The organism is Exiguobacterium artemiae, from assembly GCF_033342815.1.
Lineage (GTDB): Bacteria > Bacillota > Bacilli > Exiguobacteriales > Exiguobacteriaceae > Exiguobacterium_A > Exiguobacterium_A artemiae_A.
This window is the reverse complement of the sequence record NZ_JAWPEN010000003.1, coordinates 91,752-108,370: the sequence shown is the minus strand read 5'-3', so window position 1 is coordinate 108,370 and position 16,619 is coordinate 91,752. Positions and strand designations below refer to the sequence as shown.

Annotated in this window: 14 protein-coding genes; all 14 read left to right on the top strand. The window is 48.3% G+C overall.

Annotated features, from left to right (window positions below; translation table 11 throughout):
• Nucleotides 1-5 precede the first annotated feature (5 nt).
• Entirely contained in the window at nucleotides 6-806 is an 801-nt protein-coding gene (locus R7V76_RS04775) for a phosphatidate cytidylyltransferase (protein WP_318091462.1), read from the top strand.
• Between the two features lie 12 nt (nucleotides 807-818).
• A complete protein-coding gene (locus tag R7V76_RS04770; protein ID WP_214764091.1) occupies nucleotides 819-1,973 on the top strand; it encodes a 1-deoxy-D-xylulose-5-phosphate reductoisomerase in 1,155 nt (384 codons plus the stop codon).
• Between the two features lie 13 nt (nucleotides 1,974-1,986).
• The gene (gene rseP, locus R7V76_RS04765; protein ID WP_318091461.1) at nucleotides 1,987-3,228 is read left to right on the top strand and encodes an RIP metalloprotease RseP; all 1,242 of its coding nucleotides are present in this window, start codon (nucleotides 1,987-1,989) and stop codon (nucleotides 3,226-3,228) included.
• 29 nt (nucleotides 3,229-3,257) lie between these two features.
• The gene (locus tag R7V76_RS04760) at nucleotides 3,258-4,958 is read left to right on the top strand and encodes a proline--tRNA ligase (protein WP_318091460.1); all 1,701 of its coding nucleotides are present in this window, start codon (nucleotides 3,258-3,260) and stop codon (nucleotides 4,956-4,958) included.
• A 124-nt stretch (nucleotides 4,959-5,082) separates the two neighbouring features.
• Nucleotides 5,083-9,378, top strand: a complete 4,296-nt coding sequence (locus R7V76_RS04755) for a PolC-type DNA polymerase III (RefSeq protein ID WP_318091535.1) — start codon at nucleotides 5,083-5,085, stop codon at nucleotides 9,376-9,378.
• 129 nt (nucleotides 9,379-9,507) lie between these two features.
• Entirely contained in the window at nucleotides 9,508-9,975 is a 468-nt protein-coding gene (gene rimP / locus R7V76_RS04750; protein WP_318091459.1) for a ribosome maturation factor RimP, read from the top strand.
• Between the two features lie 16 nt (nucleotides 9,976-9,991).
• A complete protein-coding gene (gene nusA / locus R7V76_RS04745) occupies nucleotides 9,992-11,119 on the top strand; it encodes a transcription termination factor NusA (protein ID WP_214764120.1) in 1,128 nt (375 codons plus the stop codon).
• Between the two features lie 3 nt (nucleotides 11,120-11,122).
• The gene (gene rnpM / locus R7V76_RS04740; RefSeq protein ID WP_012370709.1) at nucleotides 11,123-11,392 is read left to right on the top strand and encodes an RNase P modulator RnpM; all 270 of its coding nucleotides are present in this window, start codon (nucleotides 11,123-11,125) and stop codon (nucleotides 11,390-11,392) included.
• Nucleotides 11,385-11,687, top strand: a complete 303-nt coding sequence (locus R7V76_RS04735; protein WP_012370708.1) for a YlxQ family RNA-binding protein — start codon at nucleotides 11,385-11,387, stop codon at nucleotides 11,685-11,687. The genes rnpM and R7V76_RS04735 overlap by 8 nt, the downstream gene beginning before the upstream one ends.
• Nucleotides 11,688-11,702: 15 nt before the next feature.
• Entirely contained in the window at nucleotides 11,703-13,871 is a 2,169-nt protein-coding gene (infB, locus tag R7V76_RS04730) for a translation initiation factor IF-2 (RefSeq protein WP_026828043.1), read from the top strand.
• Between the two features lie 36 nt (nucleotides 13,872-13,907).
• Nucleotides 13,908-14,249: a 30S ribosome-binding factor RbfA gene (rbfA, locus tag R7V76_RS04725; RefSeq protein ID WP_012370706.1), complete on the top strand. Its 342-nt coding sequence runs from the start codon at nucleotides 13,908-13,910 to the stop codon at nucleotides 14,247-14,249.
• Nucleotides 14,250-14,300: 51 nt separating this feature from the next.
• Nucleotides 14,301-15,209, top strand: a complete 909-nt coding sequence (truB, locus tag R7V76_RS04720; RefSeq protein ID WP_318091458.1) for a tRNA pseudouridine(55) synthase TruB — start codon at nucleotides 14,301-14,303, stop codon at nucleotides 15,207-15,209.
• A gap of 17 nt (nucleotides 15,210-15,226) precedes the next feature.
• Nucleotides 15,227-16,156, top strand: a complete 930-nt coding sequence (locus tag R7V76_RS04715; protein WP_318091456.1) for a bifunctional riboflavin kinase/FAD synthetase — start codon at nucleotides 15,227-15,229, stop codon at nucleotides 16,154-16,156.
• 123 nt (nucleotides 16,157-16,279) lie between these two features.
• Entirely contained in the window at nucleotides 16,280-16,549 is a 270-nt protein-coding gene (gene rpsO / locus R7V76_RS04710; RefSeq protein ID WP_012370703.1) for a 30S ribosomal protein S15, read from the top strand.
• Nucleotides 16,550-16,619: the final 70 nt, after the last annotated feature.

The following is a 16,619-nucleotide window of genomic DNA, read 5'->3' as shown; positions in this document are numbered from 1 at the left end:
TTCTTATGAAAACACGAATTATTACAGGAATCTGGGCAGGTGCCATCTTTTTAGGTTTGCTTTATCTAGGAGGACTCCCATTCCTTGCTTTCATGGCAATCTTGACACTCATCGGGTATACCGAACTGGTTAAAATGCGGCAATTGTCGTTTAAGTCGATTCCGGTGCTGTTGTTTGGAGCAAGTACATTACTTCCGTTCATCAGTTTGTACGAACAGGCAAGCGACCAGTTGCTGTCACTGGGACTGACACCGATTGCTTGGGGAATGTTGATTGTCTTGATCGGGTTATTTTGGACAGTCTTCTCAAAGAACGTGTTCACTTTTGACGATGTCGCCTTCCTGTTGCTGACTGCTGTATATGTCGGTGTAGGATTTGCATCGTTTACGTACATTCGTCTGCTTGAAAACGGATTAATCTTTTCTTTACTGATTATTCTGCTGATCTGGTTTACGGATTCGGGTGCTTACTTCGTCGGAAAAAGTCTCGGGAAAACGAAACTGTGGCCGGCAATCAGCCCCAATAAGACGGTTGAAGGGGCACTTGGCGGTGTTGTTCTTGCCATTTTGCTCGGAGTAGTCTTTGAACTAATTCATCCAACAGTCGGCATGGGAACAGTTGTATTATTGGCATTGATCGTTGCCGTAGTCGGCCAACTCGGGGATTTAGTTCAGTCCGCGTACAAACGTCATTACGGCGTAAAAGATTCCGGAGCATTATTACCCGGACACGGTGGGATTCTTGACCGGTTCGACAGTATGATCATTGTGTTTACCGTTCTGATCGTACTCGGTATATTCGGATAAGGAGGAAAAAGGATGAAACAGGTTAGTATCATTGGGGGAACCGGATCAATCGGCACCCAGACGTTAGATGTCATCGCAGCAAATCCGGACCGCTTCCAACTGGTCAGCTTTGCGTTCGGGAAAAACATCGAGGTTGCTTTACCCTGGCTGAATCGTTTACGTCCGGAACTGGTAGCGGTCTTAGACGAGACTGTAAAAGAACAATTGGAAGCGGTTCTTGACTATTCGCCGACAGTGCTTGTCGGAGAAGATGGATTGATTGCTGTTGCGACAGCCGAACAAGCAGATATCGTCATTACAGCCGTCGTCGGTGCAGTAGGTCTTCGACCGACATTGGCCGCAATCGAAGCGGGAAAATCAATTGGATTGGCAAACAAAGAGACATTGGTGACTGCCGGACATCTCGTTATGAAAAAGGCGCGCGAAAAAGGTGTCGCGATTCTTCCGGTCGACAGTGAACATGCTGCCATCTTCCAATGCTTGAATGGTGAACGGCGTCAGGACGTCCGACAAATCATTTTAACCGCATCGGGCGGCAGTTTCCGTGACCAAACACGAGAACAGTTGGCAAACGTGACGGTGGAACAGGCGCTGAATCATCCGAACTGGTCGATGGGGGCCAAAATCACGATTGACTCGGCGACAATGATGAACAAAGGGTTTGAAGTCATCGAAGCGCACTGGTTATTTGATGTCACGTATGACGAAATTGATGTGGTCCTCCACCGGGAATCCATCATTCACTCGATGGTCGAATTCAATGACGGTGCAGTGATGGCACAACTCGGGATGCCGGATATGCGTGAACCGATTCAATATGCCCTTACATATCCGTCCCGCCTTGAAATCAAAGGGGGAGAACGGTTAAACTTAAAACAAATCGGACGCCTAAATTTTGCGGAAGCTTCATTTGAACGATATCCATTGCTTCGTCTTGCGTTTGAAGCAGGACGTGCCGGTGGATCGATGCCTTCCGTGCTCAATGCTGCGAACGAACAAGCTGTCGACCGTTTTTTAAAAGGGGAAATCAGCTTTTTAGAAATTGAAGCGAGCGTCGAGGCGGCTCTTCAAGCACATGAAAACATCGAAGATCCGTCTTTGGACCAGATTTTAGAGTCGGATCGTTGGGCCCGTGCGTTTGTTGCTTCCCTCTCACTCGCTAACTAAGGATGGGATAACAATGACGACCTTTATATCAATCGTATTGATGTTCGGTGTACTTGTTGCCGTACATGAATGGGGTCATCTCGTCATGGCCAAACGGGCAGGAATTCTCTGCCGCGAATTTGCCATCGGATTTGGTCCGAAAATTTTTTCTTTTTTCAAAAATGAGACGTTGTACACGGTTCGTCTGTTACCAATCGGCGGATATGTCAAAATGGCCGGTGAAGAACCGGAATTCGTCGAAGTTAAACCGGGACAGACCATCGGCTTAGGACTTCGTGACGGTGTCATTGAGACGATGTATCTGGATGCTTCCCGTCCGGAAGCGGATCAAGTCGTAACGGTTGAAAAAATTGATTTGCTGCACAAGTTAGAAGTCATCGCCTTACAAGACGAGGTGTCAACACGTTATCCGGTCTCAAAGACGGCTTTTCTTGTCGAGGGACAAACGAAAACACAGATTGCGCCATATGATCGAACGTTCGGATCAAAATCAGTTTTCAAACGTGTCTTAGCCATCGCTGCAGGTCCGGCAATGAACTTTGTCCTCGCGTTTGTTATCTTGTTCGGCTTAGCATTGTATAACGGTTCACCGACCGGAGACAGTGTCATCGGAACGGTACAAAAAGGATCTCCGGCCGACAAAGCAGGTCTTGTCGAAGGGGACCGGATCGTTTCCGTCGATGGAACAGAAACGGACAAATGGACGGATTTACGTGCTGGCTTCCAAGATCAGGCCGGGAAAAAGACGACCGTCGTCTACGAACGAGATGGTCAGGAACAAACGACGTCCATCACACCGAAAGTCCAACAGCAAGGTGATCAGAAAGTCGGAATCATCGGTGTGACGAACGAAACAGAAAAATCATTCGGAACTGCTTTACAGACAGGGGTTTCTGAAACATGGCGGATGTCGACTTTAATCGTCGGAGCGGTCGGAGATCTCGTAACAGGTGTCGTCGGCGTCGATCAATTATCCGGTCCAGTCGGAATCGTCAAGATGACGGATCAAGTCGCGGACAGCGGATTTTCGATGTTGCTCACGTGGACTGCACTGCTCTCGGTTAACTTGGCTGTATTCAACTTATTGCCGTTACCTGCTTTAGACGGCGGCCGATTATTGTTCCTGTTTTTAGAAGCGTTACGCGGGAAACCGGTCGATCCGCAAAAAGAAGGGCTGGTCCATTTTGTTGGATTTGCACTGTTGATGCTCTTGATGCTGGTCGTCACATGGAACGATATTCAGAAGTTCTTTTAAATTATTAGTCAAAGGGGTTCACGACTCACATGAAACAATCCAAACTATTTATGCCAACTTTACGTGAAGTACCATCCGATGCAGAAGCCATCAGTCATCAGCTTTTGTTACGGGCGGGATTCATGCGTCAAAATGCTGCGGGAATCTACTCCTATCTCCCACTGGCGAAACGTGTCCTGTCAAAAGTCGAGACGATCATCCGTCAAGAGATGGAGAACGCGGGTGCACAGGAACTGTTGATGCCAGCCATTCAGCCGGCAGAACTATGGGAAGAGACCGGACGCTGGGACATTTACGGTCCGGAACTGATGCGTCTGACTGACCGTCACGATCGACGGTTTGCGCTGGGTGCGACACATGAAGAATTGATTACGTCCATCGTCCGTGATGAGCTGAACTCCTATAAAAAATTACCGGTTAACCTGTTCCAGATTCAAATGAAATACCGAGATGAACGGCGTCCGCGGTTCGGATTACTCCGTGGCCGTGAATTCATCATGAAGGATGCGTATTCATTCCATTCGACGCAAGAGAGTTTGGAAGAAGAGTATCAAAACATGTTTGATGCCTATACAAAAATCTTCACGCGTGTTGGACTTGAATTCCGTCCAGTCGTCGCAGATTCCGGTGCAATCGGTGGAAGTGGAACACATGAGTTCCATGCGTTAGCTGCAATCGGAGAAGATACAATCGTCTACTCTGATCAGTCGGATTATGCTGCGAACTTGGAAATGGCAGAATCAGTCGATCAGTATACGAAGCAGGATAAAGCACCGGAAGCGTTGGAAGAAGTCCACACAGGAGACGCCAAAACAATTGAAGCAGTCAGTGCAGTGCTTGGATTACCTGAACAGGAGTCCATTAAGACCGTTGTCTTCAAGACAGAACAGGGTCTCGTGATGGCGCTTGTTCGTGGTGATCATGAAGTCAACGACATTAAGCTGAAAAATTACCTCGGAGCACTTGATATCATGATGGCAACAGACGAAGAAATCGAACAGGCCCTCCATTCGACGCCGGGCACGCTCGGACCGATCGGAGCCGACATGAAGGTTGTGGCGGATTATGCAGTTCGGGCATTGACGAATTCGGTTTGCGGCGCAAACAAGTCGGAAACACACTACGTGCATGTCGATTCAAGCCGTGATTTTGAAGCGGAGTATACGGATTTACGATTCGTCGAAGAAGGGGACGTGTCACCAGACGGACAAGGGCACGTGAAGTTCGCCCGGGGAATCGAAGTCGGACAAGTCTTTAAACTCGGAACTCGTTATTCAGAAGGCATGAATGCGACCTTCCTCGATGAAGGCGGAAAAGCCCAACCGTTGATCATGGGTTGTTACGGAATCGGCGTTTCGCGGACGATGTCTGCCGTCGTCGAACAACATTACGACGAGCGGGGAATCATCTGGCCGAAAGCAATCGCACCATTTGATGTTCATTTGATTGCCGTTAACGGTAAAAATGCAGAGCAGTTGGAAGTGGCAGAAACGGTTTACCGTGAACTGACGGCTGCCGGTTTCTCGGTCCTCTTTGACGATCGCAAAGAACGTGCCGGTGTCAAATTTGCCGACGCAGACTTGATCGGACTGCCTGTCCGGATCAATGTCGGTAAAAAAGCACCGGACGGTATCGTGGAACTGAAAGCACGACGCGGCGGCGAAGCAGAAGAAATTCAACAAGCAGATCTTCTTGAAGCTGTTCGTTCGCTTTATGAAGGTTTACAATAAGTAATGGGAACGGTCACTTTTCGTAAAGTGACTGTTTTCTTGTCTCACACCCATTCGCCCCTTGGGCAATCTGCAAGAGGAGGAGGAGTGGCTGTCATGGTGTGAAGCAACAACGACAGCACAAATGCGAGTGGATACACAACAACGCATGGCGCTCTTGATGAGCGATTTAGAATTACCGACCGGCATCGTCGAAGAGTTTTTTACAGATGCTTCACTTGAAAAATTACGGGTCCAAAAAGCAACTGCAACGTGGACTTTCCATATTCGGCTGCCACAAATTTTACCCCAGAACGTCTATCAGATGTTTTACAGTCGGTTGAAGAGCCGTTACCAACAGTTTGCAGAGGTCAAACTGCTGCTTGAATCCGAGCAACGTCCCGATGCCAAACTGTTTATTGATTATTGGCCGTATATCGTTGAAGACCTGGCCGATGCTTCGTCAGCGATGCGGAGTCATCTGAGTCGGGTTCTACCGGAATACCGGGACAATAAATTGTTTATTCCGGTCCGCAGTGAACCGGAAGCCGGATTCCTGAAAAACGATTTGTGCGGTGAAATGCAATTGTTATACGGGGCATACGGGTTCCCGAAATTTGTGTGTGAACCGGTCGTCCAAATGGACCAGACCGAGCAGGAAGAGTTACGGAACCAGGTCAAACAAGAAGATATTGATGAAGCAAAACGGATGCTTGAACTGCAATTCAAACGGGAACAATCCCGTGACGATGATGAAGGTCCGATTGATATCCGGATTGGAAAACCGATTCAGGATGAAGTTGTACCAATCAAGACGATTCAAGATGAAGAGCGCCGGATTGCTATCCGCGGACTTGTTTTTGCGGCGGAAAGCCGTGAACTCCGCAGCGGGAAAACAATCTTTACTTTTAAACTGACCGACTATACGGATTCACTTGTCGTCAAAATGTTTGCCCGGGACGAGACGGATGTCAAAATCTTGTCGGCGATCAAAAAAGGCATGTGGATTCAAGTGGCGGGTCGTGTTGAATTTGATACGTTCTTACGTGACTTATGTATGATGATTGCCCAATTGTCCGAAGTCAAAATGGAATTGCCGGCTGATCCTTGGGCCGGTGAAAAACGGGTCGAGTTGCATGCCCATTCACAAATGAGTCAGATGGATGCCGTCATGAACGTGACGAAATACGTCGAACGGGCGGCTGCCTGGGGACATCCGGCAGTTGCCATCACGGATCATGCCGGGGCTCAGAGTTTTCCGGACGCGTATTATGCCGGAAAGAAAAATGATATCAAGATTTTATACGGGATTGAAGCGAACGTCGTCAATGACGGGGTGCAAGTCGCCTATCATCCGGTGGATCAAGAATTAGAAAAAGCAACATTCGTCGTCTTTGACGTCGAGACGACCGGGTTGTCTGCCATGTACAACAAAATCATCGAGCTCGCTGCCGTTAAAATTTATGACGGTGACGTCATTGACAAGTTTGAAGCTTTTGCCGATCCGAAACATTTATTGTCGGCGACGACGATTGACTTGACGGGAATTACCGATGAAATGGTCCGCGGAAAACCGGATCCGGAACAAGTCGTCAAGGAATTCATGGACTGGGCCGGCGACTCGATTCTCGTCGCCCATAATGCGTCTTTTGATATCGGCTTCCTGAATGCGACACTGCGGTCCGGTAATCATGAAGAATCAACGTTACCGGTCATCGATACGCTGGAACTGGCACGGGTCCTGATGCCGAGTCTCAAGAATCACCGGCTGAATACGCTCGCGAAACGCTTTGATATCGAATTGACCCAGCATCACCGGGCGATTTACGATGCGGAAGCAACCGGGTACTTGATGCTCAAACTACTGCAGATGGCAGATGAGATGTTTAATATGAAAACGCACCTTTCGCTGAACCGGGAAATGGGGAAAGACATATCGCGGGCTCGTCCGTATCATGCGACGGTCTATGCGAAAAACCGGACCGGGCTCAAAAATCTGTATCAATTGATTTCGCTTGCGCATACGAAACACGTTCACCGGGTCGTCCGGACGCCGCGTTCGCAACTGGTCGCACACCGGGACGGATTAATTATCGGTTCCGCTTGTGACAACGGGGAAGTGTTTGATGCTGCCCTCAACAAGTCGGACGAAGATTTAGCGAAGGTCATGCGTTTTTATGATTTCATTGAAATTCAGCCGCCGGCGATGTACGGTCATTTGATTGAACGGGAAATCGTTCAAAATGAACTGGAGCTGCGGGAACTGATCAAAAAAGTTATCCGCGTGGCGGAAGAAAATGATATCTTGCCGGTTGCGACAGGAAACGTTCATTACCTCGATCAACATGATGCAACGTACCGGGAAGTCTTGATTCGGACCCAAGGCGGCGCCAATATGCTCAATATGAGAAAACAACTGCCGCCGGCTCATTTCCGGACGACGCAGGAAATGATGAGTGACTTTAAATTTTTAGGACCGGATGTATCGGAACGACTCGTCATTACGAACAGCCAGCAAGTGGCCGGCTGGTTCGAAAATATCGATATCATTCCAAAAGATCTGTTCACTCCGAAAATCGAAGGTGCCGATGAAGAAGTCCGCTCACTGTCATATGATATGGCGCATCAGATTTACGGTGATGTGTTGCCGGAAATCGTCGAGGCCAGACTGGAAAAAGAACTCAAGTCGATTATCGGACACGGATTTGCCGTCATCTATCTGATTTCGCACAAACTTGTTAAGAAATCCCTTGATGACGGATACCTTGTCGGTTCGCGGGGGTCAGTCGGGTCAAGTCTTGTCGCGACGATGACGGAGATTACGGAAGTGAATCCGTTGCCGCCGCACTATGTCTGTCCGAATTGTAAGGAATCGGAATTCTTTGATGACGGATCGGTCGGTTCCGGATTCGACTTACCGGATAAAACGTGTAAGACGTGTGATGTGCCGTTAATTAAAGACGGGCATGACATTCCGTTTGAGACTTTCCTCGGATTCAAAGGGGATAAAGTTCCAGATATCGATTTGAACTTCAGCGGGGAATACCAGCCGAAAGCCCACGCCTATACAAAAGTTTTGTTCGGAGATGATTATGTCTACCGGGCCGGAACGATCGGTACGATTGCCGAGAAAACGGCATATGGGTATGTCAAAGGGTATCAGTCAGAAAATGATCTCAATTACCGGAATGCCGAAGTCGACCGGCTCGTCAGCGGAGTGACCGGTGTCAAACGGACGACCGGACAGCACCCCGGGGGAATCATCGTTGTTCCGGACTATATGGACATTTATGATATCAGTCCGATCCAGTTCCCGGCGGATGACATGGGATCCGAGTGGAAGACGACTCACTTTGACTTCCACTCGATTCACGATAATTTGTTGAAACTCGATATTCTCGGACACGATGATCCGACGATGATCCGAATGTTACAGGATTTATCGGGACGTGATCCGAAAACGATTCCGGTCGATGATGCCGAAGTCATGAAGATCTTCAGTTCGACAGAATCAATCGGCGTGACGCCGGAACAGATCGATTCGAAAACGGGGACACTCGGAATTCCCGAGTTCGGAACTAAATTCGTCCGGCAGATGCTCGAAGAAACAAAACCGACGACGTTTTCAGAGCTCGTCCAGATTTCCGGTCTGTCCCACGGAACGGATGTCTGGCTCGGTAATGCCAGTGAACTGATTTATAACGGAACATGTGAACTAAAAGACGTCATCGGGTGCCGGGATGATATCATGGTCTATCTGATTTACGCCGGTCTTGAACCGTCGCTGGCCTTTAAAATCATGGAGTCGGTCCGTAAAGGGAAGGGTCTGTCGATTGAGATGGAAGAAGCGATGATTGAGAACCATGTCCCGCTCTGGTACATCGATTCGTGTAAAAAAATCAAGTACATGTTCCCGAAAGCCCACGCCGCAGCCTATGTATTGATGGCTGTCCGTATTGCCTATTATAAAGTCCATCATCCGATGTACTACTATGCTTCTTACTTCACGGTCCGGGCCGGTGATTTTGATATCGGTGCGATGAATAAAGGATCGGCCGCGGTCCGGAAAGTGTTGCAAGACATCAAGGACAAAGGATTTGAAGCGACAGCGAAAGACAAGGGACTCTACACTGTCCTTGAAATTGCGCTTGAAATGATCGAACGTGGTTTTACCTTCAGCAAAGTTGATTTGTATAAATCGAGTGCATCTGAATTTCTGATTGATGGAGACGCATTGCTGCCGCCGTTTGACGCCGTCACCGGACTCGGGACGAATGCGGCGAAACAGATTGTCGAAGCCCGAAAAGGCGGCGAGTTCTTATCGAAAGAGGATCTTCAAAAACGGGCGAAACTGTCCAAAACAATCATCGAAACACTCGATAATCTCGGGTGCCTCGAAGGTCTTCCGGATGAGAACCAGCTCTCGTTATTTGACCTCTAAAGCCTTGCGGATGCTTGCTTAAGACGGTGCATTATGCTATATTGAGTGAGGAAATGTTTTTTATACTACGACTTGGAAGGAGTAGGGGGACCTGCTCCTTTCTTGTTGGTTTTTTGAAGGAGGATGAAGATGACGAACGTAACTGAGAAGGTCGAACAACTCGCAAAACCGATCGTAGAACGTGAGGGGATGGAGCTTGTCGACGTCGAATTCGTCAAAGAGGGGGCGGATTGGTTCCTACGTGTCTCCATCGATAAAGACGGTGGCGTTGACCTGGAAGACTGTGTCAACATCAATGAAAAGTTGTCGGAAGCATTGAACCAGGATGATCCGATCGACGAACCCTACTATTTAGATGTTGCGAGTCCAGGTGCCGAACGACCACTCAAAAAAACTGAGGATTTCGAAAAGGCGATCGGGAAACATGTCTACATCAAAACCCATGACCCGGTTAAAGACGCAACAGAATTCGAGGGCACATTACTGACTTATTCTGAAGAGTTGCTTGAACTCGAAGTCCGTGTGAAGACACGTAAATTGAAAATTGAAATACCGGTGAACAAGATCGCGATGGCGCGGCTTGCGGTAGTGTTCTAAGGAAAGGAAGAGAACGATGGGACCACAGTTACTTGAAGCAATCGAACAAATCGCTAAAGAAAAAGAGATTGATAAGAATATCATCATCGATGCGCTCGAACAGGCATTGATTTCCGCTTACCGTCGCAACTTTGGAAAAGAGTCGGAGGCAGTAAAAGTCGAGTTTGACCAGCAGACAGGAGATATCCGTGTCTTCGCCTTAAAAGAGGTCGTTGAACGCTTGACGCAGCCGGAAGAACAGCTTTCACTCGAGGAAGCACACGAAATCGATCCGACGTATGAACTGGGTGATTTCCACAAAGTTGAAGTGACACCGGGTGATTTTGGACGTGTTGCAGCACAAACAGCCAAACAAATCGTCACACAAAAGATGCGCGAAGCAGAACGGGAACGCATTTACAATCATTTCGCCGACCGGGAAGATGAAATCATGACGGGGATGGTCGAACGTCAAGATGCACGTAATCTCTACGTTAACCTCGAAGGTATTGAAGCAGTCTTGACGACACATGAACAGATGCCGAATGAACGTTTTGGAATTCGGGAATACATCAAAGTATACGTGACGAAAGTCGATCCGATGGTCAAAGGATCAGGCGCATCGATTCTCGTATCGCGGACGCACCCGGGCTTATTAAAACGCCTGTTTGAAATCGAAGTACCGGAAATCGCGAGCGGCGAAGTCGAAGTGAAGTCGGTGGCACGTGAAGCCGGCGACCGTTCGAAAATTGCCGTTGCTTCTGACGAAATCGATCCTGTCGGAGCATGTGTCGGTCAAAAAGGCGCGCGTGTTCAACGTATCGTCAACGAATTAAACGGTGAAAAGATTGATATCGTCCGTTATTCAGATGATCCGAAAGAATATGTTGCCAATGCTTTAAGCCCGGCACAAGTTGTTGCTGTATACGTCAACGAACCGGCTAAAGCAACAATCGTCGTCGTCCCTGACTTCCAATTGTCACTCGCAATCGGAAAACGCGGTCAAAATGCCCGTCTGGCTGCTAAGTTGACAGGATGGAAAATCGACATCAAGAGCGAATCAGAAGCAGAATCGATGGAATTGAAGGATGTCTTCATGAAAGTCGAACCTGCGACAGCAGAAGCAGTTGACGTGGAAACGGTCCAAGTCGAAGGCGAGGAATAATTCGTGCAAAAAAAGGTACCATTACGCAAATGTGTCATCACACAAGAAATGCGTCCTAAAAAAGAGTTAATTCGGGTCGTCCGGACACCTGACAGTGAGGTTGTCGTCGATCTTAATGGTAAAATGAATGGGCGAGGCGCCTATTTGACGAAAGATGCAACTGTCATTGCGACAGCCAAAAAGAAGCGCACACTCGATCATCATCTGAAAGTCAAGACAACAGATGCATTATATGATCAATTGCTTGCGATCGCGGGAGGTACACATGAGTAAATGGGAATCGCTCCTTGGTCTCGCGAACCGAGCGCGGAAAGTGACGACTGGAGAAGAACTCGTACTGAAAGAAGTACGGGGAGGACAAGCCAAACTCGTCCTCTTAGCAGCAGATGCGGGGGCTGCCACGCGTAAGAAAGTGACGGATAAATGTACAAGTTATCGTGTTCCGTACATCGAAGTCGGAGATCGAAACATTCTTGGACATGCACTTGGGAAAGACGCGCGTGTTGTCGTGTCAGTCAACGAAGCCGGATTTGCGAAAAAGCTAACGGAACTCCTCTCGAACGATTAACTGGAGGTGGATCTTTTGGGTAAACGTGTATACGAATTCGCGAAAGAACAGAATGTAACGAGTAAGCAGGTCATCGCCCAGCTCGAAAAGCTGGAAAAACCCGTTAAGAATCATATGGCGGTTTTAGATGAACAGACAGTACAGCAACTCGACAAAGTATTTAATCCCGAGAAACATCGGGTCCAAAAAACGGAGGCTCCAAAACAAGTGAAATCAGACAATAAACCGAACAGACCAGGAACAACTAACAAACCAGCAGGTAACCAATCACGCAATACAAAAGGCGGACGTCCAGAATTCGGAAACCGCAATAACCGCGGTGGAAAACGCCGTCCACAGAAAAAAGTGGAACCACGTAAACTAGAAGTAGCAGATCCAAACTCAAAATCAAGCCAACGAAAAGCAGCACGTCGGGCGCAAGAAGAAGCAATGGCGAACGTCGTTCAATATGCAGACAACTTAACAGTCGGCGAATTGGCTGAAAAAATGGATAAAAAACCAAACGAACTTATCATGAAATTAATGGGAATGGGCGTTATGGCGACCATTAACCAAGATCTTGATGATGAGACAGTTGAATTGCTTGCTTCTGACTTCGGATTTGAAGTCGAGAAAACAGTCAAAGTTGATGAAACAGACTTCGATGCATACGAATTGAATCTCGATAACTACGAATTGTCAGAACGCCCACCGGTCGTTACGATCATGGGACACGTTGACCACGGTAAAACAACATTGCTTGACTCGATCCGAAACACGAAAGTCACAGCAGGCGAAGCCGGCGGAATCACACAGCACATCGGGGCTTACCAAGTTGAAATCGAAGGAAAGAAAATCACGTTCCTCGATACACCGGGTCACGCCGCGTTTACAACGATGCGGGCACGTGGAGCAGATGTCACAGACATCGCAATCATCGTCGTCGCAGCGGATGACGGTGTCATGCCGCAAACGGAAGAAGCCATCAGCCATGCGAAGGCAGCCGGTGTTCCAATCATCGTTGCCGTCAACAAGATGGATAAAGAAGGCGCTAACCCGGACCGTGTTAAACAAGAATTGACGGAATTCGAACTCGTTGCCGAGGACTGGGGCGGCGATACGATTTTCGTACCGGTTTCAGCACTTAAGGGAGACGGAATCGACGAGTTACTCGAAATGATTCTGCTTGTCTCGGAAGTCCAAGAATACAAATCAACACCGGACATGCACGGACGCGGAACAGTCATCGAAGCGAAACTCGACAAAGGACGCGGACCAGTCGCGACATTGCTTGTCCAACACGGAACACTTCGTGTCGGAGATCCAATCGTTGTCGGTCATACGTTCGGTCGTATCCGGGCCATGGTCAACGATATCGGTCGTCGTGTCAAAGAAGTTGGTCCATCGACACCAATCGAAATCACAGGATTAAACGACGTGCCAAAAGCCGGCGATCAATTCTTTGCGTTTGAAGATGAGAAAAAAGCCCGTCAAATCGGGGAAGCCCGCTACCAACGCGAAATCGAGGCACAACGCCGCGATTCAGCGAAGGTCAGCTTAGAAGATCTCTTCGACCGGATCAAAGAAGGCGAAGTCAAAGACCTTAACATCATCATCAAAGGTGACGTTCAAGGTTCTGTCGAAGCACTTGCCGGTTCACTCAAGAAAATCGATGTCGAAGGCGCGAAAATCAACATCGTCCACTCGGGTGTCGGTGCGATTACAGAAGGTGACGTCATCTTGGCTTCAGCAGCCAACGCGATCATCATCGGCTTTAACGTCCGTCCGGATGGTAACGCTAAATCGATGGCAGACCAAGAGAAGGTTGAGATTCGCCTTCACAAAATCATCTACAATGCCATCGAAGAAATCGAACAAGCGATGAAAGGTCTTCTTGATCCTGAATTCGTTGAGAAAATCATTGGTCAAGCTGAAGTTCGCGACGTCATCAAAGTCTCGAAAGTCGGAACGATCGCAGGTGGTTATGTCACAGAAGGTAAGTTAACACGTGCTGCAGGTGTTCGTGTCGTCCGTGACAGCATTGTTATTTACGAAGGAAAACTCGATACGTTGCGCCGCTTCAAAGACGATGTCAAAGAAGTCGCAGCCGGTTACGAGTGTGGAATCAAGATTGAACGGTACGACGATATCAAAGTCGACGATGTCATCGAAGCGTTCATCATGGAAGAAGTAAAACGGAAGTAACAGAACGGATCAGAATCCGAACTGGAGGGATATAGAATGAGCGTACGTTCCAATCGTGTAGCAGAACAGGTGCGTAAAGAAATTACGCAAATGTTGATCAAAGATGTGAACGATCCGCGTGTCAAGGCGGTTACGGTAACTGGTGTTGAAGTCACAGGCGACTTACAACAAGCAACGATCTTTTATTCGGTGCTCGGTGATGAAACAGTGCGCGAAGAAGCGCGCGTTGGTCTTGAAAAGTCAAAAGGGTTCATGCGTAAAGAAATCGGATCACGCATCCGTTTACGCAAGACACCTGAATTGCTGTTTGAGATCGATACATCTGTCGAGTATGGATCACGGATTGATGAGTTGCTCCGGAACTTGAACAAGGATTAACAAGACGAGGGCAACCACAGGTGTGGTTGCCCTTTTTTAGGAGGGAAAAAGATGGAACCCATTGGAGTATTACCGCTGGACAAACCGGCAGGCATGACGAGTCACGACTGTGTCTTTCGACTGCGCCGGCTCTTTCAGACAAAAAAAGTCGGGCATACCGGAACACTTGACCCGGAAGTGACAGGTGTCTTACCGATCTGTCTCGGACGAGCTACAAAACTTGCACGTTTCATTACAGACGAAGGAAAGAGGTATGTGGCAGAAGTGACAATCGGATATGCGACGACGACCGAAGATGCCCACGGTGAAACCGTCCGCGAAACACCGGTCACGCCCGCGTCAATTACGGAGCAACAAGTGGATGAAATTCTACAGCAGCTGACCGGACAGATTGAACAGACCCCACCGTATTATTCGGCGGTCAAAGTAAACGGGAAAAAATTGTATGAATATGCCCGTAAAGGCATCGAAGTGGAACGACCGACTCGGATCGTCCAAATTGATACGTTGGAACGGACATCCGGGCTGACTTTTGCAGACGGACTCTGCCGGTTTCAAATCGAGATTGCTTGCGGAAAAGGAACCTATATCCGAACGCTTGCCGTTGAAATCGGTGAACGGTTGGGTTATGCGGCTCACATGAGTGAGTTGCGCCGGACGAGTTCAGGATTGATGTCTGAAACAGAAGCCGTGACGCTGGCTACGCTTGAAGCCTGTGAGACTGTCGAAGAGCGGATGCAGTACGTCTTACCGATTGAACAAGTCATTCAAAAGTGGCCGCGGTTGACTGTAGATGCCGAGACGGCGGCCCGTGTATTGAATGGGGCTAAGTTATCAGGCATTCCGGTCGAATTTGAACGATTTACTGTCTATAATGAAGAGGGCATCCCTTTAGCGATCTACCGGCTTGATTCCGAGATCAATATGGGACGCGTTGAAGTCATGTTACAAATCGATTAAGATCGGAGCGATCAGGAATGGACATCATTCATTTAACATATCCAGAACAACCAACAGAAGATCCGGCGGTCATCGCACTCGGATTTTTTGACGGCGTTCATCTTGGACACCAACGTGTTTTACAAACCGCAATTGAAAAAAGCCGTGAACTCAATCTGCCAGTAGCAGTGATGACGTTTGATCCTCATCCGAAACAAGTCCTTGGCAACGGAACGGAACAGATTCTCTACATTACGCCGCTTGACCGGAAACTCGAAAAGATGGCACAACTCGGCATCGACCGGGTGTATGTCATCGAATTTACAGTCGCTTTTTCCGAACTGTCTCCACAAGATTTCGTCGATCATTATTTAATTGCTGCCGGAGCACGCCATATTGTGGCCGGATTTGATTATTCGTATGGACGGTTCGGGGCAGGCAAGATGGCGACGCTTGATTTCCACAGCCGTGGACGATTTGATCATACGACGGTTTCCGAACATCAGGCAGACGATGAAAAGGTCAGTTCGACACGGATTCGTCGTTTGCTTGCAGATGGAGCGGTCGCGGAAGCAGCCCTGTTATTAGGGGAACCGTATCAAACGAAAGGGATTGTCATTCATGGTGACGCCCGGGGTCGGCAGATTGGTTTTCCGACGGCCAACATCCGTCCGGAATTTGCCTATGTCATTCCGAAACTCGGGGTCTATGCGACGTTTGTCCATCTTGAAGACGGACGTAAGTTTCCGGCGATGACGAATATCGGACGGAGACCGACGTTTTATGAGACGGGAGAAGTCAGTATCGAAACCCATTTGCTCGCCTTTGACGAGGATTTATACGGACAAGAACTGAAACTCGAATGGATGGCATACTTACGCGATGAACGTGCGTTTGACGGGATTGACAGCTTAAAAGCACAGCTTGCCCAAGATAAAATTCATGCGATGCAGGCATTAACGGTTTGACAGAAGATGACGGGTTCGTTATGATGAGTCAGTACGAATACGTACAGCCGGTTGGCTTGGCATCAGGTCTCACCATCCGATGCTCGGCAACACGGTCATTCAAAAGATGGAGGTGGAGTGACAATGGCACTCACTAAAGAACGTAAAAATGAAATTATCGAAGCTTATGCTACGAAACAAGGCGATACTGGTTCGCCGGAAGTACAAGTTGCTGTTTTAACTGAACAGATCACAACTTTAAACGATCACTTACGTACACACAAAAAGGATCACCACTCACGTCGTGGTCTCTTGAAAATGGTTGGTCGTCGCCGTAACTTGCTCACATACCTTCGTAACAAGGATGTTTCACGTTACCGTTCATTGATCGAGCGTCTTGGTCTTCGTCGCTAATCCGAACAGATCAACAAGGAAGCAGGAGCATCGTCTCCTGCTTCTTTTTTTTTGCCGATTCATGGACATT

What these genes read in the sequence shown, in the direction of transcription:
- R7V76_RS04715 (WP_318091456.1), top strand. Translation starts at nt 15,227, where the DNA reads ATGGACATCATTCATTTAACATATCCAGAACAACCAACAGAAGATCCG.
- nusA (WP_214764120.1), top strand. Translation starts at nt 9,992, where the DNA reads ATGGGACCACAGTTACTTGAAGCAATCGAACAAATCGCTAAAGAAAAA.
- rbfA (WP_012370706.1), top strand. Translation starts at nt 13,908, where the DNA reads ATGAGCGTACGTTCCAATCGTGTAGCAGAACAGGTGCGTAAAGAAATT.
- rpsO (WP_012370703.1), top strand. Translation starts at nt 16,280, where the DNA reads ATGGCACTCACTAAAGAACGTAAAAATGAAATTATCGAAGCTTATGCT.
- R7V76_RS04775 (WP_318091462.1), top strand. Translation starts at nt 6, where the DNA reads ATGAAAACACGAATTATTACAGGAATCTGGGCAGGTGCCATCTTTTTA.
- R7V76_RS04760 (WP_318091460.1), top strand. Translation starts at nt 3,258, where the DNA reads ATGAAACAATCCAAACTATTTATGCCAACTTTACGTGAAGTACCATCC.
- rseP (WP_318091461.1), top strand. Translation starts at nt 1,987, where the DNA reads ATGACGACCTTTATATCAATCGTATTGATGTTCGGTGTACTTGTTGCC.
- R7V76_RS04735 (WP_012370708.1), top strand. Translation starts at nt 11,385, where the DNA reads ATGAGTAAATGGGAATCGCTCCTTGGTCTCGCGAACCGAGCGCGGAAA.
- truB (WP_318091458.1), top strand. Translation starts at nt 14,301, where the DNA reads ATGGAACCCATTGGAGTATTACCGCTGGACAAACCGGCAGGCATGACG.
- R7V76_RS04755 (WP_318091535.1), top strand. Translation starts at nt 5,083, where the DNA reads ATGCGAGTGGATACACAACAACGCATGGCGCTCTTGATGAGCGATTTA.
- R7V76_RS04770 (WP_214764091.1), top strand. Translation starts at nt 819, where the DNA reads ATGAAACAGGTTAGTATCATTGGGGGAACCGGATCAATCGGCACCCAG.
- rimP (WP_318091459.1), top strand. Translation starts at nt 9,508, where the DNA reads ATGACGAACGTAACTGAGAAGGTCGAACAACTCGCAAAACCGATCGTA.